We start from the raw sequence: 24696 nt of genomic DNA on the forward strand, positions 1-24696 counted from the left end.
CGCAGCCGGATGACGCCATGACCGTTCAAAGAGACAAACGTCCCGCGGCGATACGCGTGGTGATCCCGTTTGTGTTCCGCCACTGGCTGCAACAGCCCGGCCGCGCCGCCGTCGTAACCGGCGGCCTGCTGGGGGCAACCGCGGCCGACCTGTTCATGCCGATCTTCTCCGGCCGGCTGGTCGATGCGCTGACGCTGGGCGCCTCCGACACGGGCGCGCGCCAGGCTGCGTTTGCAGCCTTCGGCGGGATCGTCGCGCTCGGATTGATGTCGATGATCCTGCGCCTGACCGGCCTGCAGGCGATCGTGCCGTTCACGCTCACGACCATGTCAGACGTGTCGCGCGACGCTTTCGCGCGCGTGCAGCGCTTCTCGACCGACTGGCACGCCAACTCGTTTGCCGGCTCCACCGTGCGCAAGATCACGCGCGGCATGTGGGCGCTCGACCTGCTCAACGACACCATCTTGATGGCGCTGCTGCCGTCGCTCCTCGTGCTGGTCGGCTCGATGATCCTGCTCGGGCTGCACTGGCCGGTGTTAGGTGCGGTCATCGCGGTCGGCACGGTTATCTATGTCTCGATGACGATGGCGTTCTCGGTGAACTACATCGCACCGGCTGCGCGCGTCTCCAACGCCTGGGACACCAAGGTCGGCGGGACGCTGGCGGACGCATTGACCTGCAACGCGGTAGTAAAATCCTTCGGCGCGGAAGCGCGCGAGGATGCGCGGCTGGCCGGCGTTGTCGGACGCTGGCGCACGCGCGTGCGTCGGACGTGGTACCGCTATAACTACACCTCGACGGCGCAACTTGCGGTGCTGTTGTGCTTTCGCGGCTCCGTGATCGGCGGGGCGATCCTGTTGTGGATCGCCGGCCGCGCCACGCCGGGCGACGTCACCTATGTGCTGACCAGCTATTACATCATTCATGCTTATCTGCGTGACGTCGGCATGCACATCAACAACTTGCAGCGTTCAGTCAACGACATGGAGGAGCTGGTCGCGATTCACGACGAGCCGATCGGCATCGCCGATGCGCCGGATGCCAAGCCGATCGACATCCAGGGTGGCCGCATCGTGTTCGACGATGTGACGTTCCACTACGGCGGCCACCGCGCGCCGCTGTATGACGGACTATCGGTCGAGATCCGCGCCGGCGAACGGGTCGGCCTGGTCGGCCGCTCCGGCTCCGGCAAGACCACTTTCGTCAAGCTGGTGCAACGGCTCTACGATATTGGCGGCGGGAAAATACTGATCGACGGTCAGGATGTCGCGAAAGCCACGCAGCAATCGCTGCGCAGCCAGATCGCGATCGTGCAGCAGGAGCCGATCCTGTTTCACCGCACGCTGGCCGAGAACATCGCCTATGGCCGGCCCGGCGCCAGCATAGCGGCGATCGAGCAGGCGGCGCGGCTTGCCAACGCGCATGACTTCATCCTGCGGCTGCCGAAGGGCTACGGCACGCTGGTCGGCGAGCGCGGCGTCAAGCTGTCGGGCGGCGAACGGCAGCGCGTCGCGCTGGCACGCGCGTTTCTGGCGGACGCGCCGGTGCTGATCCTGGACGAGGCAACCTCGAGCCTTGATTCAGAGTCAGAGGGCCTGATCCAGCAGGCGATGGAGCGACTGATGAAGGGACGCACCTCGATTGTGATCGCGCACCGGCTGTCGACGGTGCGCAGCCTCGACCGCATCCTGGTGTTCGACCGCGGCGAGATCGTCGAGCAGGGCACGCATGCGGCGCTGACGGCGCGCCCCGGCGGCATCTATCGCGGGCTGTTCGAGCTGCAGGCGACCGAATTCAGCCGCATCTCGGCGGCGGAGTGAGAGCCACATTGTTGCGAACCCGATCGATGTCGGAATATGTTTTCCGGCATCGAGAGGGGCTCGCGCGATGCGCTGGTTTCGATCAGGACGCCGCGAGTTGAGGCGGCTCGCGATCTCGCTGCGGCAGTGAGGGCGCCGGCTTGGCCCGCGTGCGCGTCGAAATGGCGACCATCACCACGACGGCAGCAGCGAATAGCAGGATCTGCAGCGTGATGGTCTCGCCGTTGAAGAACGCCGCGAGCGCAAAGGTGACGAAGGGTTGCAGCAACTGGATCTGCGAAACCCGCGCGATGCCGCCCATCGCTAGCCCCGCATTCCACGCAAAGAAGCCGATCCATTGCGAGAACAATGCGACATAGAGCAGCCCGAGCCAGGGTTTCAGCGCGATGTGGGTGATATCGGCTGGCATGGTCAGCATGGCTGCCGGGATCGACAGCGGCAGCGCAATCACCAGAATCCAGCTTATGACCTCCCAGCCCGGCATTTGCGAGGTGAGCCGGCCGGAGAATGCGTAGCCGATCGCGGCGACGGCCACCGATGCGAACAGGAATAAATCACCGGCGACCAGCGCGCCGCCGCCTTGCCGCAACGCGAATGCGATCACCAGCGCGGCCCCGGCCACGGAAGCGATCCAGAACAGCGGGCGCGGCCGCTCATGGGTGATGGCGACGGCGACCAGCGCAGTGGCGATCGGCAGTACGCCCAGCACCACGCCGCCATGCGAGGCGTCGACCCTCTGCATGCCCATCGACATCAACAGCGGAAACAGGATCGCGACGCAAAGCATCGCAATGATCAGTTGCAGCCACAGCGCGCGGGGCGGCAGCGGTCGGCGTAACACGAGAAGGAGCGCCAGCGAGCACAGCCCGGCGATCGCGGTGCGCAGCGAAGTCAGTGCAATCGGATCAATTTCGGCAACCGCAATCCGCGTCGCCGGCAGCGTGCCGCCGAAGATCGCCATGCCGATGAAGCCCAGCAACAGGCCGAGGCGCTCGCGCGAAGCAGGAGAGCTCATGACGCGATTGGTTAGCCGCTTTGCAGGTCAGCGTACAGCAATCTACTCGGAGCACATGGCGGCTATGCGCGCCTATCTCGGAGCAATGCTGCTCCACACCAATCCGACCCCGGATAGAAACAGCAGAGCCAGCACGACGTCGTAGAAGTTTCGGTCATTCAGGGCGTGATAGGTGCGCATGCCGAGACGGGCGCCGATCAGCGTGCCGGGCAGCGCCAGCATCGCCAGCCAGAACACGTCCAGTTTGACGAAACCGCTGGCGATCTGCAGGCAGAGCGCGGCGCCGAGCACGCTGCCATTGAAGATCTGAAAAACGCCGCGGCGCTGGTCCTTGGTCCAGCCGCGGATACTCGCCCACAGGGTCGGCAGTGGGCCCGACAGGCCGGCGAGGCCGCCGAGGATGCCGCCGGCAAACCCGATAGCTGCGTCTGCCGGCCGGCCGCCGAAGCGGAAGGCCATCGGCTTGCGGATGAAATAGAGTGCGGTGGGAAATACCAGCAGCATCACGCCGACGCTGAGCTTGAAGTTTTGCGGGTCGGCGCGCGCGACCAGCAGCGCCCCGATCGGCATGCCGACAAGACCGCCGGCGACGAACGGCCACGCCAGCTTGAAGTCGAGAACTTTCCACATCGACGGCAGCGTCGAGATCTGCGAGCTCACCGAGCAGATCAGGACCAGCGGCACGGCAATGGCCGGCGGCAAGATGTAGAGCCAGATCCCCAGCGCCATCAGCGCCGTGCCGAAACCGGCAAGTCCGGAGACAAAACCGCCGGCGAGCGCGCCGGCAAGCAGGATGACGTAGGTGGCTAATTCCACTCTTCTCTTTCCCTCCCATCATTCCGGTGCGGTGCGCAGCATCGAACTATGGTGCGCAATCGCGCACCTGAGGTCTGGTCCTTCGGACCATGCCGGAATGGGACGACGTTTGAATTTACGCCGACGTTTACACGAGGCGACGGGCAGGTACTATCGCAATCGACGCCTTCAACAATAACCTAGTGGAAACGTCCCAATGAGCTCGACTTTTTCGAAAACCTTCCTCGTCTGTCACGGCGCGTGGTCCGCGGGTTGGGCCTGGAAGAAGATGCATCCGCTGATGCAGGCCGCCGGGCATCGCCTGATCACGCCAACCTACAGCGGTCTCGGCGAGCGCGCGCATCTGGCGCATCCGGGCATCGATCTCAATTCGCATATCGAAGACGTACTTGCCGTCATCAGGTATGAAGATCTGCGCGACTTCGTGCTGATCGGCCACAGCTACGGCGGCATGGTCGCGACCGGCGTCGCCGACCGGGCGCGCGACAAGGTCAAGCAGCTCATTTATATCGACGCTTTCGTGCCGCAGGACGGCCAGTCGCTGCTCGATTTGAACGAGACGGGGCGGGCGCGAATGCAGGAGCTTTCGAAGAGCGGTGACGGCTGGCGCGTGCCGCCAAACCCGACGCCGCCAGATACGTCGCCTGCGGACGTCGAATGGCTCAGCGCGCGCCGCGTCGACATGCCGATCAAGTGTTTCGAGACCAAGCTCAAGCTGCAGGGCGGCGCGCTGACGCTGCCACGCAGCTATATCTACGCCACCCGCATCACGCCTGCCGATACTTTTGGACCGTTCGCCAAAATGACAAAGGGCGATCCCGCCTGGAGCTATTACGAGATCGACGCCAGCCATTCGCCGAATGTCACCGCGCCGGAGGCATTGATGGCGCTGCTGCAGAAGATCGTGGCGTAGGCCGTTTTGGCGGCTTTGCGCAAGTATCGATGTCGCGCGCGTGAGCAGGCGAGAGGCGGGCTAGGGTTGCGTCCTGACAGAGCGCTCCAAATCCCCTGCGGAGTGATCGCTTCGCGCATGGCTTTCCTTTACCGCTCGGGATGCGGGGGTTTCGATGAAGGATTTAATGAGAGCTCGTCTGGGGTTCACACTTGAAGTGTGCCGCGGATTGGCTACAATCATGGGGTGTTCACTGGGGATGGAGGGGTCGCCATGGACAAGCAGCAACAGGAGAAACTGCGGCGCTGGTGGAAGAAGTGGAGTCCAATAGTCGTAGTGGTCGCGGCGGGGATTTGGACGGTAGTCACAGCTCTCGCTGCTGGTGCTTGGAGCGTTTATCAATTCCAAAAAAGCACCGAGCAGTTCATGACGAAGCTGGAGTTCGACCGAGCGGAGGCCGAAAAGGCCCGTTTGGCGCTCGCTATGGAAGCTGAAAAAAACAGAGCGGCTCAGCAGAAAGCAAGCGACGATGCACGCGCTGCTACGGAAAAGGATAACGCCATTTCTCGCCGCATCGAGGCCCAGAAGCCATTCTTGGAGAAAAGGCTTGAGGCCTACTTTGAAGCAGTTAGGGTGGCAAGCCGGCTCACAGAGCTTCATCTTTCGATCGACAGCGATGAATGGAAAGAAAACGCTCGCAAGTTTTTCCAGATGCGATGGGGTGAACTCGAAATGGTCGGCGATCCGGGGATTCGCAACGCAGCACGACTAGTAGGAGAGCAGATAAATCACGTCAGAGATTTTCCGGTTGACGACCGCCACAATCTGCGCTGGTCAGTTGAGTGCCTTGCAGACGAACTTCGGTACTCACTCGAACATACATGGGGTTTGCAGAAAACATTGCTTAGAGAGACGGTGTATAGCGATTATGTGTCAAAGGTGCCTGACGGCTGCAACCAAGGCAGAGAACCTGCACTACGCCCGCCCGGTATGATGCAATCCGGCATACAATCCGGTCCTCAGTCCAATATGCAATAGCTCTTAGACGGTTGGCGTGATTTCTCCGTGGAAGTAGCGGGCTGCTGAACCTGCACAGGTGCCGGCGCCTGCTTACCTTCCAGCAAGAGCGGCGACACGCCTGCCATTTCCATGAGCTGAAGGAACAGGCGGCGCATCGGGCGTCCTCCAGGGCGAGGATGCCGGGTCCGGGAGCCGCATTGAGGTTACAAACTTGATGACGTTGCTGATCGTCTCAAGCATTGCGGCCTTATTTCGCTACGCTCCTGTCGTGACGATATCTACGGCGCCCCATCCATATGGCGAGGGGTCCGGCGTATTTGCGCCGAACCCCTCATTCTCAACAAGTGCGTTTTCTTTTCGAAACGCATCAGAGCATCAGCCAGCCTGTAAGCCGGGTTCTGTAGGGCACCATTCTTTCGAATGATACGTGACGGCCATTCCTCTGGGACCATGTTCGCACATGGCCTCGAGCAACCTACCCGGACGGCGAGCCTGACATCGCCCTGCGGCGTTATCGCTTTCGCGAACAGCCCGCGTTGCCGTCCCTATTCGGTTTTGCTCCCGGTGGGGTTTGCCATGCCGTTTCCGTTGCCGGAGACGCGGTGCGCTCTTACCGCACCTTTTCACCCTTACCCTCCGAAGCCCGAAGGCGAAGGAGGGCGGTTCGTTCTCTGTGGCACTTTCCCTAGGGTTACCCCCGCCGGACGTTATCCGGCACCGCATGTCGATGGAGCCCGGACTTTCCTCCCCCGCAGCCTTTCGACCGTAGCGGGAGCGGCCGTCCGGCCGACTGATGCCTTACGAATGGGGATTCCGGCGCGCCGCGTCAAGGAAAAGCGATGGTTAATCGGGTTCCATATGCGCGATTTTGACAGAAGCGGCATGGCGGCATTTGATGCTGGGCTGATCGATTTTGAGGATCGGTAGCGGAGGCGCGATGAACATTCCTGCCGGTCTTGGCGAAGCGCTGCTGCACAGCGCCTCCGACGCAATTATCGCGACCGATTGCGAGGGTCGCATCACGTTCTGGAATCCCGGCGCGGAGCGGATCTTTGGATTTCCGGCTGCAGAAGCCGCCGGCCAGTCGCTCGACCTGATCATCCCTGAGAATTTGCGCGCGCGGCACTGGGCGGGCTTTCGACACACGATGGCGACGGGAACGAGCCGCTACGGCCACGGCGACCTGTTGTCCGTGCCAGGGTTGACCAAGGATGGTCGGCGGATCTCGGTCGAGTTCACCATTGTGTTGCTGCGAGACGGGTCGCAGGAGGTCGCAGGCACTGTGGCGGTCATGCGCGACGTGACGAAGCGGTTTGAGGAAGTCAGGGAGCTGAAGCGGCGGCTCGCCGAGGCCGGCGGTCGTTCCTAAAATACTTCCCTGCCTGCGCAGATTCCGGCGGCCCGGCTTCGGCCCAAAATAATTATTATGGCGATGTCGTTTTCCGATGGGCCCGTTCGACTGTGTGTCGGCGATCCAGCCGATCAAGAGGAGTATCAAGATGCAGTATTTGTTGATGATCTATCGGAGCGAGGCCGAGCTTGGAAAAATGGACGCCGCGGCGCGCAAGCAGATGACGGCGGAATACGGGGCGTTCACCCAATCCATCATCCAGAGCGGCCATTTCAAGGCCGGCGATGGCTTGCAGCCGTCAACGACGGCAACCACCGTGCGGGTCCGCGACGGCAAGGTCATGACGACGGACGGTCCGTTCGCAGAGACGCGCGAACAGCTCGGCGGCTATTATCTGGTCGAAGCTAAGGATCTCGACACCGCACTTGGCATCGCCGCAAGGATTCCCGGCGCCAAGACGGGGTCGATCGAGGTCAGGCCGATCATGATTTATGACTGACGGCAGATGACGCCTATCGAAATCGAAAAAATCTTTCGCGACGAGGCGGGGCGGGCGCTGTCCACGCTGATCCGCCTCGTCGGCGATTTCGATCTGGCCGAGGATGCCTTGCAGGATGCGTTTGCGGTGGCGCTGGAACGCTGGCCCGCCGCCGGCCTGCCGTCCAATCCACGTGCGTGGCTGGTCAATGCCGGTCGCAACAAGGCGGTGGATCGCGTCAGGCGCAACATCGCGTTCCGCGGCAAGCAGCAGGAATTGACGCATGAGTTGCTGCTGAATGCGTCCGAGCCGTGCGAGCCATCCGACGGCGGGGTCGTCGACGACGACATGCTGCGGCTGATCTTTACTTGCTGCCATCCGTCCTTTGCTATCGAAGTGCAGGTCGCGCTGACGCTCAAAACGATATGCGGCCTCACCACGGCCGAGGTCGCACGCGCATTTCTGGCCAGCGAGGAAGCGATGGCGCAGCGTCTGCTGCGTGCCAAGCAGAAGATTCGCCTAGCCGGCATTCCCTATGAGGTTCCGGAACGCGAGGCGCTGGAGCCGCGCTTGCGCGGCGTGCTCGCCGTGATCTATCTCGTCTTCACCGAAGGCTATGCCGCCACCTCCGGCGCGGATCTGATGCGGCCGGATCTGGCGCGCGAGGCGATCCGGCTGGCGAGGTTGCTCGATGCGCTGATGCCAGCGCGTGGCGAGATCAAGGGGTTGCTCGCCCTGATGCTGTTGCACGATGCCCGCCGCGCCGGCCGCGAGACCGCCGGCGGCGACATCGTGCTGCTGGAAGAGCAGGACCGCAGCCTGTGGAACCAGCGCCAGATCGCCGAGGGCTTGGTGCTGGTGGAGGATGCGTTGCGGATACCAGGGCGGCCGCAATCCTACGCGGTGCAGGCGGCAATCGCCGCATTGCATGCGCGGGCGCCGAGTTATGAAGATACCGATTGGCCGCAGATCGCCGGGCTGTATGAAGTGCTACTGCGGATCAGCCCGTCGCCGGTGATTGAACTCAACCACGCCGCTGCCATCGCGATGGTCGACGGCCCGGCACGCGCGCTCGATCTGGTCGATGCGCTGGAGGCGCGGGGCGGACTGAAAGGTTATGAACTGCTGCCGGCCGTGCGCGCCGATTTGCTGCGCCGGCTGGACCGGCGCGATGCTGCGCGCGAAGCCTATCTGGCCGCGACCGCGGCAACGCAGCTTGAGCCGCTGCGGCGATTTTATGCGCGGCGGATCGCTGAGATGGGGTGAGATGGACGGAGGTCATTCCGTCATTGCAATGACGGAGAGAACTACCTCGCCGCCACCGTCGTCATCGCCTCCGCCGGCAGGCTAGCCAATAGCGCATGCAGCGTGCTCATGGTCGAGTGATCGGCGATGCCGTCGACGCGCGCGGGGCGGAAGTGGCGCTGGAACGCGGTGACCACTTCCATGGTCGGGCCGTCGAACTTGCCGTGGGTAGGGATGTTGTAACCGTACTTGGCGAGCGCCGCCTGCATGTTGGCGACGCCGTCTGAGATGCTGCCGAGCTTGAGCGTTTCGCCGCGCACGATCGGCGCCGGCTGCACCCAATGGCCGACGCCGGAATTCGCCAGCAAGTGCCACGGGAATTTTTCGCCGGGATCTTTCTTGCGCGCCGGCGCGACGTCTGAATGTGCGAGCACGCGATGCGCCGGTATCTTGCGGCGGAGCATGATGCCGCGGCACAGCGCGATCACGGCGGCGATCTGGCGCGATGGGAAATCCGGATAGCCCCAGTCGTGGCCGCTGTTGATGATCTCGACGCCGATCGAGCAGGAATTGATGTCTTCCTCGCCGGCCCAGGAGGATACGCCGGCGTGCCAGGCGCGCTTGGCTTCCGGCACGCTCTGCACGATGCGGCCGTCCTCCAGCACGATGTAATGCGCTGAGACGTCGGTGCCGGGCGTGCAGAGCTGGGCGATCGCGCCTTCCACATCCGGCATGCCGGTGTAGTGCAGCAGGATCATATCGGCGACGCGGCCGTTGTTGCGGTCGCCATAGTTCGGCGACGGGATGACGTCGGATGCGATCGAGGAATCCGGGGTGAAGGTCTTCATGTCGGCGTTGGCCCTGGGAACGGGAAGGGCGCGTTGACGCCTCGAATCAATACCAGCAGGTGTGAACGAACCAGAAGCCATTTTTTAAACCCAAACCGGGCGGCAGAGCGGCAACATCGTGTTCAAACGGCAATAATCGTTTACTATTCATTTACCGCGTATCCGCGCAATGCGACGGCCGAGTTCCCTCTCGTATTTTGACCGGGTGTGGGCGGGGCGCATCACCCTTGTTCGGTGTCTCGAAAGCGCGGAAAACCCGCGGCCGACCATCAACGCTTTCTTAACGCTAAGTGCCGTTACTAAGTGGTGAATAGCCGAACCGGGTTGGGGACGGCCGAGGCCCTCTTTCACGCTCGAAAATGCCATGGCAACCCAGCAAATTCCGTCTGGAAATGAGGGGTCGCGGGGCCGGGCGAGAGGCGGCAATCCCGCCTGTTCGCGGCCATTTGGCCGGAAAAGCCCGGCGAAGCGCAGAGATTTGAGGCGCAATGGGCCCGTTCGCGTCCAGTTTTCGTACCACAGACTGGAAAACGCCAGAGGACGGCGCATGACCCCGGCTGCGCCGCGTCACATCTCGGTGCTCGGCCGCGAGGCGGTCGAGATGCTCGGTCCCAGGGACGGCGGCATCTATGTCGACGCGACCTTCGGCGCCGGCGGCTACAGCCGCGCCATTCTCGACACCCCGGGAACACAGGTCATCGGCATCGACCGCGACCGGTCGGCGGTTGCCGGCGGGTTCGACTTGGTCGAGCAGTCCGGCGGCCGGCTGACCCTGGTCGAGGATCGATTCTCCAACCTTGCCGAAATCTGCGCGGCGCAAGGTGTGCCTGCGGTGGACGGCGTCGTGATGGACGTCGGCGTTTCCTCGATGCAACTCGATCAGGCCGAGCGCGGCTTCTCGTTCCGGCTCGGCGGCCCGCTCGACATGCGGATGGGTCACGACGGGCCGACGGCGGCCGATGTGGTGGCGAAGGCCTCCGAGAGCGATCTCGCCAACATCATCTATATCTTCGGCGAAGAGCGCCATTCCCGCGCCGTCGCGCGCGCCATCGTGGCGGCGCGGAAAGAGGCGCCGATTACGACCACCCAACAACTGGCCGATATCGTCGGCAAGGTGGTGCGCTCAAAGCCGAACGAGATTCACCCGGCGACGCGCACGTTCCAGGCCTTGCGGATCTTCGTCAACGCCGAACTCGACGAACTGCATCTCGCGCTGGCAGCGGCGGAGCGCGTATTGAAGCCCGGCGGGCGCTTGGTGGTCGTCTCGTTCCATTCGCTGGAAGACCGCATCGTCAAGGATTTCCTCAACGCGCGCGGCAAGGCCGGCGGCGGTTCGCGGCATTTGCCCGAAGTGGCGCAGGCGGCGCCGAGTTTTCAGATTCTGACGAAGCGTCCGGTTACCCCCGGTGAAGCCGAGCTTGCCGCCAATCCGCGCGCGCGTTCGGCAAAACTGCGCGCTACCGAGCGCACCGCGGCGCCGGCGCATGCAGCAGGCCGCCTGCCGGCGTGGCCTACGCTGGCCGACGTGATGAGGGGAGGCTGATCATGCGGATCATCCACTTTCTCGTCATCGGCGTGCTGGTGTTCGCAGCCGCCTATGTCTACCGGATCAAGATGGAATCGACCGCGCGCGTCGAGCGTGTGCTGCGGCTGAACGCCGAGATACGCGAGCAGCGCGATGCGATTGCGGCGTTGCGCGCGGAATGGGCCAAGCTCGATGCGCCGCTGCGGCTGCAGGGGCTTGCCGAGCGCCATCTCAGCCTGAAGCCGCTGGTCGCCACACAGTATGACCAACTGAAGAATTTGCCGGAACGACCACCGGCCTTTGCGCGGCCGGGTGCGCCCGATCCGATCGGCGCGATGATCAACACCATCGAGGCTGCCGCCGAGGCGCCGCCCACAACCGGCTCCGTGCCCGCACCGGGAGATCAGCAATGACCGGCCGCGCGCTTGCCAACTCCAGGAGGCCCGCGGAACCGTGGCGGCGGCGGCTGATCCGCAGCCTGCTCTATGGGCGCAACGTCGACCGCGCCGTCAAGGCGCGGGCGCGGGTGGGCCTTGCGATCCTGCTGTTTGCGGCAATCTATGCGGTGCTGGCCGGACGTCTGGTGATGTTCGCCGTCGGCGCCGACAGCCACGGCGGCCGCCGCGCCGCCTCGCAGGACGCGATTGCAACCGCGCGGCCCGACATCGTCGATCGTAACGGCGAGGTGCTGGCGACCGACGTCAAGGCGCCGAGCCTGTTCGGCGAGCCCAGGCGCATCATCGACAAGGATGAGGCGATCGAACTCTTGACCGCGGCGCTGCCGGACCTCGACACCGCGGAGGCGCGCACGCGCCTGTCGTCGCGCAAGGGATTTGTGTGGCTGAAGCGCGAGATCACGCCAAAACAGCAGCACGACATTCACAAGCTCGGCATTCCCGGCATCGGCTTCCTGCGCGAGAACAAGCGCGTCTATCCGACCGGCGCCGCGGTCGCGCATCTGATCGGCCTTGTCAACATCGACAACGCGGGCATCGCCGGGATGGAGAAGTGGCTGGACAATAACGGTCTGGCCGATCTGCACCGCGCCGGCTTCGCCACCGATCGGCTGCAAAAGCCGGTGGAACTGTCGATCGACCTGCGCGTCGAGCACGCGCTGCGCGACGAATTGCTGAAGGCGAAAGAGAAGTACAAGGCCAAGGCAGCTTCCGGCCTCGTCTCCAATGTCAGGACCGGCGAGATCGTCGCCCTGGTGTCGCTGCCGGATTTCGATCCGAACAATCCGAAAGAGGCGCACGACCCCGAGCGCATCAACCGCCTGACCACGGGCGTGTTCGAAATGGGCTCGACCTTCAAGGCGCTGACGCTGGCGATGGCGCTGGATTCCGGCAAGGCCAACCTCAACACGCTCTATGACGGGCGCGGCACGCTGAAGTTCGGCAAGTTCACCATTCACGACACCCATCCGGTCGGCCGCGCGATCACGCTGTCGGAAGTATTCACCTTCTCCTCCAACGTCGGCGCGGCCAAGATCGCGCTGGCGCAAGGCGTGGAAGCCCACAAGGCATTCCTGAAAAAGCTCGGCCAGATGGACCGGCTGCGCACCGAGCTGCCGGAAAGCGCTTCGCCAATCGTGCCGAAGCGCTGGACCGAGCTCAACACCATCACGGCTTCGTTCGGCCATGGCATCGCGGTGGCGCCGCTGCAGGCGGTGATGGGCATCAATGCCTGCATCAATGGCGGTCTTTTGATTCCCCCGACCTTCCTCAAGCGGTCGGAAGAGGAGGCGCGGGCCATCGCCAAGAAGGTGCTCCGAACCGAAACCTCCGAGAAGATGCGCTACCTGATGCGGCTGAACGCCGAGATCGGAACCGCCAAGAAGGCCGACGTGAAGGGCTACTATATCGGCGGCAAGACCGGCACCTCGGAAAAGGTGGTCAATGGCCGCTATTCCAAGAAACAGGTGCTCAATTCCTTCACCGCGATCATCCCGGCTGACAATCCGCAGTATCAGTTGCTGGTCATGCTGGACGAGCCGAAGGCGCTGCCGGAAACCCATGGCTTCATCACCTCGGGCTGGAACGCGGTGCCGACCGGCGGCAAGGTGATTGCCCGCATCGGCCCGCTGCTGGGTGTTGAGCCGCGCTTCGATCTGCCGCCGTCCGACCGCCTTATTCTTGCAGCATCGAAGACAACCCAGTAAGGCGTAGGAGGAGCATGATCGACAAGATCATGCTCCCAAAATAGAGATAGATCATGATCCAAATCGGATCCTGATCCACGCGCGCCAAACTGCGCCGGGCCGGACTGGAACAAGATGAAACTTCGCGACCTCTTCAGCGATGACGCTGCGATCGAGCCGCAGGCGGAAGCTGTCGATGTGAAAGGCCTTAGCGTCGACAGCCGCGCGGTGAAGCCCGGTGATCTGTTCTTCGCGCTCGCGGGGACCAAAACCGACGGCTCGCGCTTCATTTATTCCGCGGTCAAGGCGGGCGCAGTTGCGATTGCCGGCGAGCGTGTCTCTTCGGACGCCCGCGTTCCCTTCGTCGTCACGCCGAACCCGCGCCGCGCGCTGGCGCTGGCGGCGGCGAGATTTTATCCGCGTCAGCCCGCGACCATCGCGGCGGTGACCGGGACCAGCGGCAAGACCTCGGTCGCGGCGTTCACGCGCCAGATCTGGGAACGGCTCGGGCACGCCTCCGCCAGCATCGGTACCATCGGTCTGGTGTCGCAAAAGCGCACGGTTTACGGCTCGCTGACGACGCCGGACCCGATTGCGCTGCACAGGCAACTTGACGAGATTGCGGGCGACGGCGTGACGCATCTGGCTTTCGAAGCCTCCTCGCACGGGCTCGACCAGTTCCGGCTCGATGGCGTGCGCATCGTCGCCGGCGGCTTCACCAATCTTTCGCGCGATCACATGGATTACCATCCGGATGAGGCGCACTACCTTGCGGCCAAGCTGCGACTGTTCCGCGATCTCATCGCGCCCGATGGCGCGGCCGCGATTTCGGCCGATCATGATTGTTCGCAGCAAGTGATCGAGGCGGCGCAGGCGCGGCGCTTGCGGATCATCGCCGTCGGCGGCAACGCAGATGGCGCGGGCGAAGGCATCCGCCTCGTTGGCGTCACCGTCGAAGGATTCGCGCAAGATCTCGCGCTCGAACACCGCGGGCGCAACTACACCGTCAAGCTGCCGCTGGTTGGCGAATTCCAGATCGAGAATGCACTGGTCGCCGCAGGACTCGCGATCGGCACCGGCAGCGAGCCGGCCGCGGTGTTCGAGGCGCTCGAGCATCTCGAAGGCGCCAAGGGCCGGCTGGAGCGGGTCGGCGAGCACAATGGCGCGCCGATCTTCGTCGATTACGCGCACAAGCCGGATGCGCTGGCCAAGGCGCTGCAGGCGCTGCGGCCTTACGCGAAACGCAAGCTCGTCGTCATCTTCGGCGCAGGCGGCGACCGCGACGCCGGCAAGCGTCCCATCATGGGCGCGATCGCGGCCGATAACGCCGACCAGGTCATCGTTACCGACGACAATCCGCGTAGCGAAAATCCGGCTGCAATCCGCGCCGCCATTCTGGCGGCGGCGAAGGGCGCAACAGATATCGGCGATCGCGCGGAAGCGATCCGGGCAGGGATCGCGGCGCTACAGCCTGGCGACGCATTGCTGATCGCTGGCAAGGGGCACGAGACCGGCCAGATCGTCGGCGACAAGGTTTTGCCGTTCAGCGATCACGAGGCGGTGGCGGCCGCGCTCGCAGCGAGGGTGGAATGAGCGCGACGCCATTGTGGACGATTGCCGAGGTTGCGCGCGCGCTGGGGCTGTCAGGCGAGTACCCCGACACGCCGATTGATTTCGTCACGCAGGACAGCCGGCTGGTGAAGCCCGGAAGCCTGTTCGTGGCGTTGAGCGGCATCCCGAGCGGCGGCTTCATCTCCAGTTTTGCCAGCGCACGCGACGGCTGGGAATTCGCCGACAAGGCCGAGGCGGCCGGCGCGGTGGCGATGATCGTCCCGCACGCCATCGACGGCGTCCGCGTTCCGCAATTGATCGTCAAGGATACGCTGATCGATGGCCTGTGGGCGCTGGCGCGCGCCGCGCGGGCGCACTTTGCCGGCCCGGTGATCGGGCTCACCGGCAGCGCGGGCAAGACCAGCACCAAGGAATTCCTCGCCGCCTATCCGAATGCCTATGCCAGCCCGAGCAGTTTCAACAATTTTTGGGGCGTGCCGCTGACGCTGTGCAATGCCAGCCCGCGAGCGAGCGTGTGGGTGGTCGAGATGGGCATGAACCAGACCGGCGAGATCGCGCGGTTGAGCGAGCTGACAAAACCAACGGTCGCGCTGGTGGTGAACGTGCAGCCCGTGCATCTGGAAAAGCTCGGCAGCCTGGAGGCGATCCGGCGCGAGAAGGTGAGCATCGCGCAGGGCCTGCCGAAAGATGGCGTGCTGGTGTTGCCTGACGATGTCGTGGCGCCGGAATGGAACGGCAAGGTCGTTCGCTTCGGCGAAGGTTCGGATATTCACGCATTGAGGCATACGCCGGAAGGCGAGAGCTGGAATGTCGCCGCGCAGGTGAACGGCAGCCGGATCGAATTCGGCCTGACGCCCGGTGCGCCGCATCGTCTGCAGAACGCGTTGGCCGCGCTGGCGTCGATCCATGCCGCGGGGCTCAATCCGGCGGCGCTGGCGAAGGAACTCGGCGATGTCGGCATCATGACCGGCCGTGGCGTGGAGCAGACGGCCCACGGCGTGACCGTGATCGACGACAGTTTCAACGGCAACCCGGCCAGCATGGTGGCCGCGCTCGGCAGCCTGAGGGCGCGGCCGGTGAAATCAGGCCGGCGTATTGCCATTCTCGGCGACATGCTGGAATTGGGCGCCGACGCGCCGGCCTATCACGAGAAACTCGCGAAAGACCTGACGGGAATCGACGGCATCTACTGCGTCGGTCCGTTGATGCGCCATCTATACGACCTCGTACCGGCAGGACGGACGCTCGGCTGGCACGAAGACCCGACGACGCTCGATCCCCAACAAATCGCCGCATTGCTGCGGGACGGCGACGTGGTGGTGGTCAAGGGCAGCAAAAAAATGTTCTGGGTGAACGAGTTTGTGCCCAGGCTGCTGGCCGCCTTGCAGGCAAAGGCGTAAGCTGGTCGCACCCGGCGGCCCGTTGCTTCCGCGAGAGGCGATTCGTCAATACCCCATGCATGACCAAGATTTGCTTGGTTTGAGGATGAAAACGATTATCAAGGCGTTCCCGGAACGAACGCGTTCCCGGAGCGCTTGCCGCCAAAGGCGGCGCAACCAAGCCGCGTGATAGGGCCTACCTGAATGTTTTACTGGCTGATCGAGCTTTCCAATACTGTCCCCGGTTTTGGCATCTTCCGCGGCTTCTTCAACGTGTTTCGCTACATCACCTTCCGCACCGGCGGGGCGATGGTGACGGGCGCGCTGTTCGTGTTCCTGTTCGGGCCCTGGATCATCGATCATTTGCGGCTCCGGCAGGGCAAGGGCCAACCGATCCGCACCGATGGCCCGCAATCGCATCTGATCTCCAAGAAGGGCACGCCGACGATGGGCGGGCTGATGATCCTGTCGGGCCTCGTGGTGGCGACGCTGCTGTGGGCCAATCCGCTCAACCCCTATGTCTGGATCGTGCTCGCGGTGACGCTCGGCTTCGGCTTCGTCGGGTTTTACGACGACTATCTGAAGGTGACCAAACAGAGCCACAGCGGCTTTGCCGGCAAGCTGCGGCTTTTGATCGAAGCGGTGATTGCGCTCGCGGCCTGCTACGCGCTGGTGCGGCTCGGCCGCGATGCGACGTCGACCTCGCTCGCAGTACCCTTCCTGAAGGACGTCGTGATCAATTTCGGCTGGTTCTTCGTGATCTTCGGCGCCTTCGTCATCGTCGGCGCCGGCAACGCGGTGAACCTGACCGACGGTCTCGACGGGCTTGCGATCGTGCCCGTCATGATCGCCGCCGCCAGTTTCGGTATGATCTCGTATCTGACCGGCAACGCGGTGTTCTCCGACTATCTGCAGATCCGCTACGTCGCCGGCACCGGTGAGCTCGCGGTGCTGTGCGGCGCGGTGCTTGGCGCCGGCCTCGGCTTCCTCTGGTTCAACGCACCGCCGGCCTCGATCTTCATGGGCGATACCGGCTCGCTCGCGCTCGGTGGCATGCTCGGCGCCACTGCGGTCGCGGTGAAGCACGAGATCGTGCTCGCCGTGATCGGTGGCTTGTTCGTGCTGGAAGCCGTTTCCGTGATCGTGCAGGTGGCCTCGTTCAAGCTGACCGGAAAACGCGTGTTCCGGATGGCGCCGCTGCATCACCATTTCGAGCAGAAGGGCTGGACCGAACCGCAGATCGTGATCCGGTTCTGGATCATCTCGGTGATGCTGGCGCTGGCCGGCCTCTCCACGCTGAAGCTGCGGTGATCGCTTGATTCCCATCACATCCTTTGCCGGCAAAACGGTCGCCGTGTTCGGCCTCGGCGGTTCGGGCCTGGCGAGCTGCCACGCGCTGAAGGCCGGCGGCGCGGAAGTGATTGCGGGCGATGACAGCGCCGACAATGTCGCCAAGGCGGCGCAGGCCGGTTTCACCACGGCCGATCTGCGCACCGTATCGTGGTCGAATTTCTCGGCCCTGGTCCTCACCCCCGGCGCGCCGCTGACGCATCCGGCGCCGCATTGGTCCGTGCTGATGGCGCGGCAGGCTGGCATTGAGGTGATCGGCGACATCGAACTGTTCTGCAGGGAGCGCCGCCGTCACGCGCCCGAGGCGCCCTTCGTCGCCATCACCGGCACCAATGGCAAGTCCACCACGACGGCGCTGATCGCGCATTTGATGAAGGTTGCGGGCTACGATACCCAGATGGGCGGCAATATCGGCACCGCGATCCTCTCGCTGGAGCCGCCGCGGATGGGACGCGTGCATGTGGTGGAAATGTCGTCGTACCAGATCGACCTCGCGCCCTCGCTCGATCCCTCCGTCGGCATTCTGCTCAATGTCAGCGAAGACCATATCGATCGCCACGGCACGCTGGAAAACTATGCCGCGGTGAAGGCGCGGCTGGTTGCCGGCGTGCAGCCGCAGGGCACCTCGATCGTCGGCGTCGACGACATCTGGTGCCGCAACATCGCCGATCGACTCGATCAGGCGGGCAAGCGCGTGGTGCGGATCTCCGTGAAGAATCCCTTGCCCGACGGCGTCTATGTCGAGCGCGAAACCGTCGTGCAGGCATCCGGCGGCGCGCGCAACGAGGTTGCAAGGCTTGGCGGCATCGGTTCGCTGCGCGGCCTGCACAACGCGCAGAACGCAGCATGCGCCTCGGCCTGCGCGCTGGCGATGGGTATCTCCACCGATACGCTGCAAAACGGCCTGCGCAGCTTTCCAGGGCTGGCGCACCGCATGGAGCAGGTGGGCCGCCGCGGCAACGTGCTGTTCGTCAACGACTCCAAGGGCACCAATGCCGACGCCGCCGCGCATGCGCTGTCGTCGTTCACCGACATCTTCTGGATCGCCGGCGGCAAGCCCAAGCAGGGCGGCATCACGGGGCTCGCCGAATACTTTCCGCGCATCCGAAAAGCCTATCTGATCGGCGAAGCCGCGCAGGAGTTTGCGGGCACGCTGGGCGAGCGGGTGCCGCACGAGATTTCGGAGACGCTCGATGTGGCAGTGGCCAACGCCGCACGCGACGCCGAAGCGTCCGGGCTCGTCGATCCCGTGGTGCTGTTGTCACCGGCCTGCGCCTCGTTCGACCAGTACCGCAATTTCGAAATCCGCGGCGCCAAGTTTCGCGATCTGGTGACGGCGATGCCTGGCGTGCAGCCGGTGGTGTGATAATGCGGATCCGTAGGATGGGTAGAGTGTAGCGAAACCCATCGCTGCGGCACTGGATTGATGGGTTTCGCTTCGCTCTACCCATCCTACATCCTGCTTATTTCGAGGGCGTCGCAAATGGCAATTCATGCTCCCTCACGCAACCATATTCGTTTCGCGTTTGTGGTGCTCGCGGCGACTCTAGCGTCTCTTGAGGTCGTAGATGCGGATTCGCCGGGTTCCGACGCAGTGTCTTTAAGCGAGTCGTCGATTACGTGGAGCACGGTCAAGTACGCGACCTCAGCGGAGAATGGGTTCGTCAGCGGGTCGCTCGACAAGAAAACCATCGTCGATCGCACGTTCAAGACCTACGTGCTCGAGAATCGTTATCTGAAGGTAACGCTGTTGCCTGAATTTGGCGGACGGATTCTTTCGATCATCTACAAGCCGACCGGCCATGAACAACTTTATCGCACCGAAGTAGGCGTGCCTTACGGGATGAAGGCCGGCAACTTCTATTACGACTGGCTGATGGTGTATGGCGGCATCTTCCCCACATTTCCCGATCCCGAGCACGGCAAGACTTGGCTGAAGCCGTGGCAGTTCAAGGTCGTGAAGGAGAGTGCCGGCGAAGTGACGGTGTCGATGTCGCTCAAGGATGATGTCGCGTATTCGGCGGCACCAACGCAGTTCCTCAAGGGGCCGACGGGTATCGAAGCGACTTACTACGTCACGCTGAAAGCGGACCGCGCCGCGCTTGACGCGCGCGTGGTGCTGAAAAACCCTCAACCCCAGGAGATTGATTACGAGTACTGGACGTGCACGACACTCGCGCCGGGCTCGGACCCGAAGAACCCCAAGACGACCGGCGGCGCAGAAATCATCGCGCCGATCCAGGCCTACAGCACGCCTGCCTGGTCGGCCAATCTGTCTGAAGGTGATGAGAGCTTTGGTCCAGGCAAGAGCCGTTTCGAAAAACTGCGCTACTTCAAGAACTGGCCGACAATGGGCATCGCGTACGCGGCGCCCGATATGCAGGGCGGAAATTTCTGGGGTGTGATCAATCACGACAACGAGGAGGGGATCATCCGCATCGCCGACAATACGGTCACGCGGGGACTGAAGATGTGGACGTGGGGATTTCCGTCGTTCACGAAGGAAGCCGACGCGCGCAAGGACCCGAGCGAAGCGCGGCCTTACGTCGAATTGTGGGCCGGTGTGTCGGACCAGTTTTTCCACCGCGCCAAGCTTCCCGCGCAGGGCGAAATGTCTGTTACGGAGACCTACAGCCCGATCGTCGGCATGAGCAACGTCACACACGCGAACGAGAATTTCCTGATCAATTTCTCGGCCGCGGCTTCTGAAGTGAATCTTCAGTTCTTTAGCATCGAGCCGGCCACGCCGTTGCGCATAACGTTGAAGCGCGGCGATGCGATGTTGTTCAACGACGCCGTGACAGCCGACCCGAACAACGGAAATCGCATTTCCGCGCCGCTTCCTGCAGGCGGCAGCGGCGATCAGGTGCGGCTGACGATCACGACCACAGACGGGCGAGAACTGATCGCCGCCGAGACGAGGACAAGGTGAAACCTTGCCGGCCGCAATCGTGTCCCGGACGCGTTGCGGCATGTAATGCCGCTACGCAGAGCCGGGACCCACAACGCTTGGCCCCGGCCTGGCAGCGCACCGCTTCGCGCTGCGCTGCATCCGGGGCACGAGATCCCGCTCAAATCATCTGCAATTCATTAACCCCCCATAAACCATCCTGCGCCACCAATGGGCGTTACCTCTGCCATTTTGGGGACGCCCATGCTCGCCCGTGACCAACGCACCCCGTTTTCGGACTGGTGGTGGACCGTGGATAAGCTGCTGCTTGGCGCGATCTTGGCGCTGATGTTGGGCGGCGTCATCCTGTCGCTGGCGGCGAGTCCGCCGGTGGCGACGCGGATCGGGCTTGATCCGTTCCACTTCTTCAGCCGGCACATGCTGTTCCTGCTGCCGTCCCTCCTGGTGCTGATTGGGGTATCGTTCCTGTCGCCCAGGCAGGTCCGCCGTCTTGCGCTATTGGTGTTCGTGGTGAGCGTTCTCTTGATCGTCGCGACGCTCGTCTTCGGTGCGGAGGTGAAGGGATCGCGGCGCTGGATCACGCTGCTCGGCGTCAACATCCAGGCTTCCGAATCCGCCAAGCCTGCCTTCGTCGTTATGGCGGCTTGGCTATTTGCGGAATCGACCAAGCGGCCGGAAATGCCGGCGACCTCGATGGCGATGGTGCTGCTGCTGACGCTGGTGTCGCTGTTGGTGATGGAGCCGGACTTCGGCCAGACCATGCTGATCCTGATGGTGTGGGGCGCGCTGTTCTTCATCGCAGGCATGCGGATGATCTGGGTGGCCGGCCTAGCTGGCGTCGCAATGGCCGGGCTGTTCAGCGCCTATCTGTTGGTTCCGCACGTCGCGGGCCGCATCAGGCGCTTCCTGAATCCGGCATCTGGCGACACCTTCCAGGTCGACATGGCAATGGAAGCTTTCTGGAACGGCGGCTGGTTCGGGCTCGGCCCCGGCGAAGGTATCGCCAAGCGCAGCCTGCCGGACAGCCATACCGATTTCGTATTCGCGGTGGCGGCGGAAGAATTCGGCATCATCCTGTGCCTGGCGCTGGTTGGGCTGTTCGCCTTTGTCGTAATCCGCACGCTGACGCGCGCCTATGCCAGCGAGGACATGTTCTCGCGCTTTGCGGCATCGGGACTTGCGATCCTGTTCGGCATGCAGGCTGCCATCAACATGGCGGTCAATCTGCAACTGATCCCCGCCAAGGGCATGACGCTGCCCTTCATCTCCTATGGCGGTTCGTCGATCATTTCACTGGCCTATGGCGTCGGCATGATGCTGGCGCTGACGCGGCAGCGCCCGCGCACCGAAGTGGAATCGATGAACGCGGCCGGCGTGGCGCGCGGCTACGCCTGAGGGCGTGACTAGCGCCGCGGCGTCGGCTATTTGAAGCCATGGACAACACGCCCCTCATTCTGCTGGCTGCCGGCGGCACCGGCGGCCATTTGTTTCCCGCTGAAGCGCTCGGGGTTGAGCTCATCAAGCGGGGCTTGCGCGTGCGGCTTGCGACCGATGCCCGCGCGTTGCGCTATAGCGGGCTCTTTACCCGCGACAATATCGACGTGGTGCCGAGCGAGACCGTGCGCGGCCGTAATCCGTTGTCGCTGGCGCGCACCATTATCATGCTCGGCTATGGAACGGGCGTAGCGCTCAACCTGGTGCGGCGGCTGAAGCCCGCGGCCGTGGTCGGCTTCGGTGGCTATCCGACGCTGCCGCCCTTGATCGCGGCACGGCTGCTCGGCGTGCCCGGCATCATTCATGATGCCAACGCCGTGCTCGGCCGCGCCAACCGTTTTCTCTCCAGGCGCGTCAATGCGATCGCGACCTCGCTGCCCGGCGTGCTCGATCGCGATCCCTCGCTCGCGGGAAAGACCACCACGGTCGGCACGCCGATGCGCCCGGCGATCCTTGCCGCCGCCGCGCAGCCGTTTGCGTCTCCGGAACCGAACGGGCCGCTGCGCTTGCTGGTGGTCGGCGGCAGCCAGGGCGCGCGGGTGATGAGCGACATCGTGCCGGGCGCGATCGAACGGCTCGAGCCGGTGCTGTGGAGCCGCATCGCCCTGACGCAGCAGGCGCGCGAGGAAGACATGGCGCGGGTGCGGGCGATCTACGACCGGCTCAAGATCAAGGCCGAACTTGCGCCGTTCTTTACCGACCTGCCGGCACGGCTGGCGTCCAGCCATCTGGTGGTCTCGCGCTCCGGCGCCGGCACCGTGGCGGAACTCGCCGCGATCGGCCGGCCCGCGATTTTGGTGCCATTGCCCGGCGCGATCGACCAGGACCAGTTCGCCAATGCCGGCGTATTGGCGAAGGTGGACGGCGCTTTGCGGATTCCGCAAGGAGAATTCACCCCCGACCGGCTGGCCGCCGAAATCTCTGCCTTTGCCGCCGAGCCCGCCCGGCTGGCCGCGATGGCCGCCGCTGCCCGCCAGGTCGGCCGGCTCGATGCCGCGGAACGGCTGGCCGATCTGGTCATGAAAACGGCCGGAATTTGACGTCCTCGATGGCCCAAAAAGCGCTTGTCATGTCCCGCGAAAGCGGGGCATCCAGTATGCCGCGGCGCCTGATTTGAGCCTTGGCTCTTAGGAATACTGGCTCTTAGGAATACTGGCTTCGCGGAATACTGGATCGCCCCACCCCTGTGCGCAATTGCGCACATGGCGGGCGATGACGGCCAAGGACAAACCCATGAGACTGCCGCGCGAGATCGGACCCATTCACTTCGTCGGGATCGGCGGCATCGGCATGAGCGGCATCGCCGAAGTGCTCGTCAATCTCGGCTACATCGTGCAGGGCTCGGACGCTTCCGAAAGCGGCAATGTCGCGCGGCTGCGGGAGAAGGGCGTCAAGGTCTCGGTCGGCCACAAGGCCGAGAATGTCGACGGCGCCGACGTGGTCGTGGTCTCGACCGCGATCAAGCGCGACAATCCCGAACTGATGGCGGCTCGCGCGCAGCGCATCCCGGTGGTGCGTCGCGCCGAAATGCTGGCCGAACTGATGCGGCTGAAAAGCTGCGTCGCGATTGCCGGCACCCATGGCAAGACCACGACGACATCGATGGTCGCGGCGCTGCTCGATGGCGGCAATCTCGACCCGACCGTCATCAATGGCGGCATCATCAACGCCTATGGCACCAATGCGCGGCTGGGAGCGGGCGACTGGATGGTGGTGGAAGCCGACGAGAGCGACGGCACGTTTTTGAAACTGCCGACCGACGTGGCCATCGTCACCAATGTCGATCCTGAGCATCTCGATCATTTCAAGACCTTCGAGGCGATCCAGGACGCGTTCCGCAATTTCGTCGAGAACGTGCCGTTCTACGGCTTTGCGGTGATGTGCATCGATCACCCGGTGGTGCAGAGCATCGTCGGCCGGATCGAGGATCGCCGCATCATCACCTACGGCGAAAACCCGCAGGCCGATGCGCGGCTGATGGACCTGACGCCGATCGCCGGCGGATCGAAGTTCAAGGTTGCGATCCGCAACCGCAAGACGGAGGCCACGCACGAGATAACGGACATAGCGTTGCCGATGCCGGGCCGGCACAATGCGTCGAATGCGACCGCGGCGATTGCGGTGGCGCACGAACTCGGCATCTCCGACGAAGCGATCCGCAAGGCAATCGCGGCATTCGGCGGCGTCAAGCGGCGCTTCACCCGCACCGGCGAGTGGAACGGCGTCACCGTGATCGACGACTATGGCCATCACCCCGTCGAGATCGCTGCAGTGTTGAAGGCTGCGCGTGACTCCTATAGCGGCAAGATCATCGCCGTGGTGCAGCCACACCGCTTCACCCGCCTGCAGTCGCTGTTCGAGGAGTTCTGCACCTGCTTCAACGACGCCGATGCGGTCATCGTCGCCGAGGTCTATCCGGCAGGTGAGGCGCCGATCGAAGGCATCGACCGCGACCACTTTGTGCTCGGCCTGCGCGCGCATGGCCACCGTGAAGTGGTCCCGCTGCCGAGTTCGACGGAACTCGCAAAAGTCGTCCGCGGCATCGCCAACCCCGGCGACCTCGTCGTCTGCTTAGGGGCCGGCAACATCACGCAATGGGCCTACGCACTGCCGGGCGAATTGAAGGCGTTGGGGTGATGATGCTTGCACTCGCCGTGGACGTCGAAGGGAAGTGCAGCCATGAAGGCCGGCGTTTGCGGCCACCCCTCTCCCTAACCCTCCCCCGCAAGGGGGGAGGGAACCCTACCGCTGGTGCGTCCCTGACTGAGCCAATCGATGTAGCTTTTCCTGCGTGTGAGGTGAGCACGCTGGTCAGGCTCCCTCCCCCCTTGCGGGGGAGG

General features: G+C 63.8%; 20 protein-coding genes and 1 other RNA gene. 17 read left to right on the forward strand and 4 right to left on the reverse strand.

All coding sequences use genetic code 11. The features are described from left to right. Positions 1-17 precede the first annotated feature (17 nt). Positions 18-1820 (forward strand): ABC transporter ATP-binding protein, encoded by a 1803-nt coding sequence (locus V1273_RS08860; RefSeq protein ID WP_334409301.1) that lies wholly within the window; start codon positions 18-20, stop codon positions 1818-1820. Positions 1821-1902: 82 nt separating this feature from the next. On the opposite strand, the gene V1273_RS08865 is transcribed toward V1273_RS08860, so the two are convergent. Together V1273_RS08865 and V1273_RS08870 are read right to left on the reverse strand one after the other, a co-directional pair. Continuing rightward, a complete protein-coding gene (locus tag V1273_RS08865; protein WP_334409302.1) occupies positions 1903-2835 on the reverse strand; it encodes a DMT family transporter in 933 nt (310 codons plus the stop codon). A gap of 72 nt (positions 2836-2907) precedes the next feature. Next, positions 2908-3651 (reverse strand): sulfite exporter TauE/SafE family protein, encoded by a 744-nt coding sequence (locus V1273_RS08870; RefSeq protein ID WP_334409304.1) that lies wholly within the window; start codon positions 3649-3651, stop codon positions 2908-2910. A 196-nt stretch (positions 3652-3847) separates the two neighbouring features. On the opposite strand from V1273_RS08870, the gene V1273_RS08875 reads away from it, so the two are divergent. Further along, entirely contained in the window at positions 3848-4564 is a 717-nt protein-coding gene (locus V1273_RS08875) for an alpha/beta fold hydrolase (RefSeq protein WP_334367410.1), read from the forward strand. 252 nt (positions 4565-4816) lie between these two features. After that, entirely contained in the window at positions 4817-5581 is a 765-nt protein-coding gene (locus V1273_RS08880; RefSeq protein WP_334409305.1) for a hypothetical protein, read from the forward strand. Between the two features lie 353 nt (positions 5582-5934). Here V1273_RS08880 and rnpB read toward each other — a convergent pair. Next, an RNA gene (gene rnpB / locus V1273_RS08885) (RNase P RNA component class A) lies at positions 5935-6357 on the reverse strand. 143 nt (positions 6358-6500) lie between these two features. On the opposite strand from rnpB, the gene V1273_RS08890 reads away from it, so the two are divergent. From V1273_RS08890 to V1273_RS08900, 3 genes are all read left to right on the forward strand, one after another. Beyond that, positions 6501-6932 (forward strand): PAS domain-containing protein, encoded by a 432-nt coding sequence (locus tag V1273_RS08890; protein WP_334367413.1) that lies wholly within the window; start codon positions 6501-6503, stop codon positions 6930-6932. Positions 6933-7062: 130 nt separating this feature from the next. Continuing rightward, a complete protein-coding gene (locus V1273_RS08895; RefSeq protein ID WP_334367415.1) occupies positions 7063-7413 on the forward strand; it encodes a YciI family protein in 351 nt (116 codons plus the stop codon). A gap of 6 nt (positions 7414-7419) precedes the next feature. Continuing rightward, entirely contained in the window at positions 7420-8658 is a 1239-nt protein-coding gene (locus V1273_RS08900; protein WP_334409306.1) for an RNA polymerase sigma factor, read from the forward strand. A gap of 41 nt (positions 8659-8699) precedes the next feature. Here V1273_RS08900 and V1273_RS08905 read toward each other — a convergent pair whose 3' ends face one another. Further along, on the reverse strand, positions 8700-9566 hold the full coding sequence (locus tag V1273_RS08905) for an N-acetylmuramoyl-L-alanine amidase (RefSeq protein WP_334367417.1): 867 nt from the start codon (positions 9564-9566) through the stop codon (positions 8700-8702). Between the two features lie 466 nt (positions 9567-10032). Here V1273_RS08905 and rsmH point away from each other — a divergent pair, with 466 nt between their 5' ends. From rsmH to murC, 11 genes are all read left to right on the forward strand, one after another. Continuing rightward, entirely contained in the window at positions 10033-11028 is a 996-nt protein-coding gene (gene rsmH / locus V1273_RS08910; protein ID WP_334409308.1) for a 16S rRNA (cytosine(1402)-N(4))-methyltransferase RsmH, read from the forward strand. A 2-nt stretch (positions 11029-11030) separates the two neighbouring features. Continuing rightward, a complete protein-coding gene (ftsL, locus tag V1273_RS08915) occupies positions 11031-11423 on the forward strand; it encodes a cell division protein FtsL (protein ID WP_057847016.1) in 393 nt (130 codons plus the stop codon). Continuing rightward, a complete protein-coding gene (locus tag V1273_RS08920; RefSeq protein ID WP_334367419.1) occupies positions 11420-13171 on the forward strand; it encodes a peptidoglycan D,D-transpeptidase FtsI family protein in 1752 nt (583 codons plus the stop codon). The genes ftsL and V1273_RS08920 overlap by 4 nt, the downstream gene beginning before the upstream one ends. Positions 13172-13285: 114 nt before the next feature. Further along, a complete protein-coding gene (locus V1273_RS08925) occupies positions 13286-14743 on the forward strand; it encodes a UDP-N-acetylmuramoyl-L-alanyl-D-glutamate--2,6-diaminopimelate ligase (protein ID WP_334409310.1) in 1458 nt (485 codons plus the stop codon). Beyond that, positions 14740-16122 (forward strand): UDP-N-acetylmuramoyl-tripeptide--D-alanyl-D-alanine ligase, encoded by a 1383-nt coding sequence (locus V1273_RS08930; protein ID WP_334409311.1) that lies wholly within the window; start codon positions 14740-14742, stop codon positions 16120-16122. The genes V1273_RS08925 and V1273_RS08930 overlap by 4 nt, the downstream gene beginning before the upstream one ends. 183 nt (positions 16123-16305) lie before the next feature. Further along, positions 16306-17412 carry a phospho-N-acetylmuramoyl-pentapeptide-transferase gene (mraY, locus tag V1273_RS08935; RefSeq protein ID WP_057847013.1) on the forward strand — a complete coding sequence of 369 codons (1107 nt, stop codon included), beginning with the start codon at positions 16306-16308 and terminating at the stop codon, positions 17410-17412. 4 nt (positions 17413-17416) lie between these two features. Next, entirely contained in the window at positions 17417-18817 is a 1401-nt protein-coding gene (gene murD / locus V1273_RS08940) for a UDP-N-acetylmuramoyl-L-alanine--D-glutamate ligase (RefSeq protein WP_334409312.1), read from the forward strand. 117 nt (positions 18818-18934) lie between these two features. Next, positions 18935-20383 (forward strand): DUF5107 domain-containing protein, encoded by a 1449-nt coding sequence (locus V1273_RS08945; protein ID WP_334409314.1) that lies wholly within the window; start codon positions 18935-18937, stop codon positions 20381-20383. Positions 20384-20605: 222 nt separating this feature from the next. Beyond that, a complete protein-coding gene (gene ftsW, locus V1273_RS08950) occupies positions 20606-21757 on the forward strand; it encodes a putative lipid II flippase FtsW (RefSeq protein ID WP_334367425.1) in 1152 nt (383 codons plus the stop codon). A 38-nt stretch (positions 21758-21795) separates the two neighbouring features. Next, positions 21796-22896 (forward strand): undecaprenyldiphospho-muramoylpentapeptide beta-N-acetylglucosaminyltransferase, encoded by a 1101-nt coding sequence (murG, locus tag V1273_RS08955; protein ID WP_334409315.1) that lies wholly within the window; start codon positions 21796-21798, stop codon positions 22894-22896. Positions 22897-23089: 193 nt separating this feature from the next. Then, entirely contained in the window at positions 23090-24493 is a 1404-nt protein-coding gene (murC, locus tag V1273_RS08960) for a UDP-N-acetylmuramate--L-alanine ligase (RefSeq protein WP_334383433.1), read from the forward strand. The last annotated feature ends 203 nt before the right edge of the window (positions 24494-24696 follow it).

It is taken from the genome of Bradyrhizobium sp. AZCC 1721 (assembly GCF_036924715.1).
Taxonomy (GTDB): domain Bacteria; phylum Pseudomonadota; class Alphaproteobacteria; order Rhizobiales; family Xanthobacteraceae; genus Bradyrhizobium.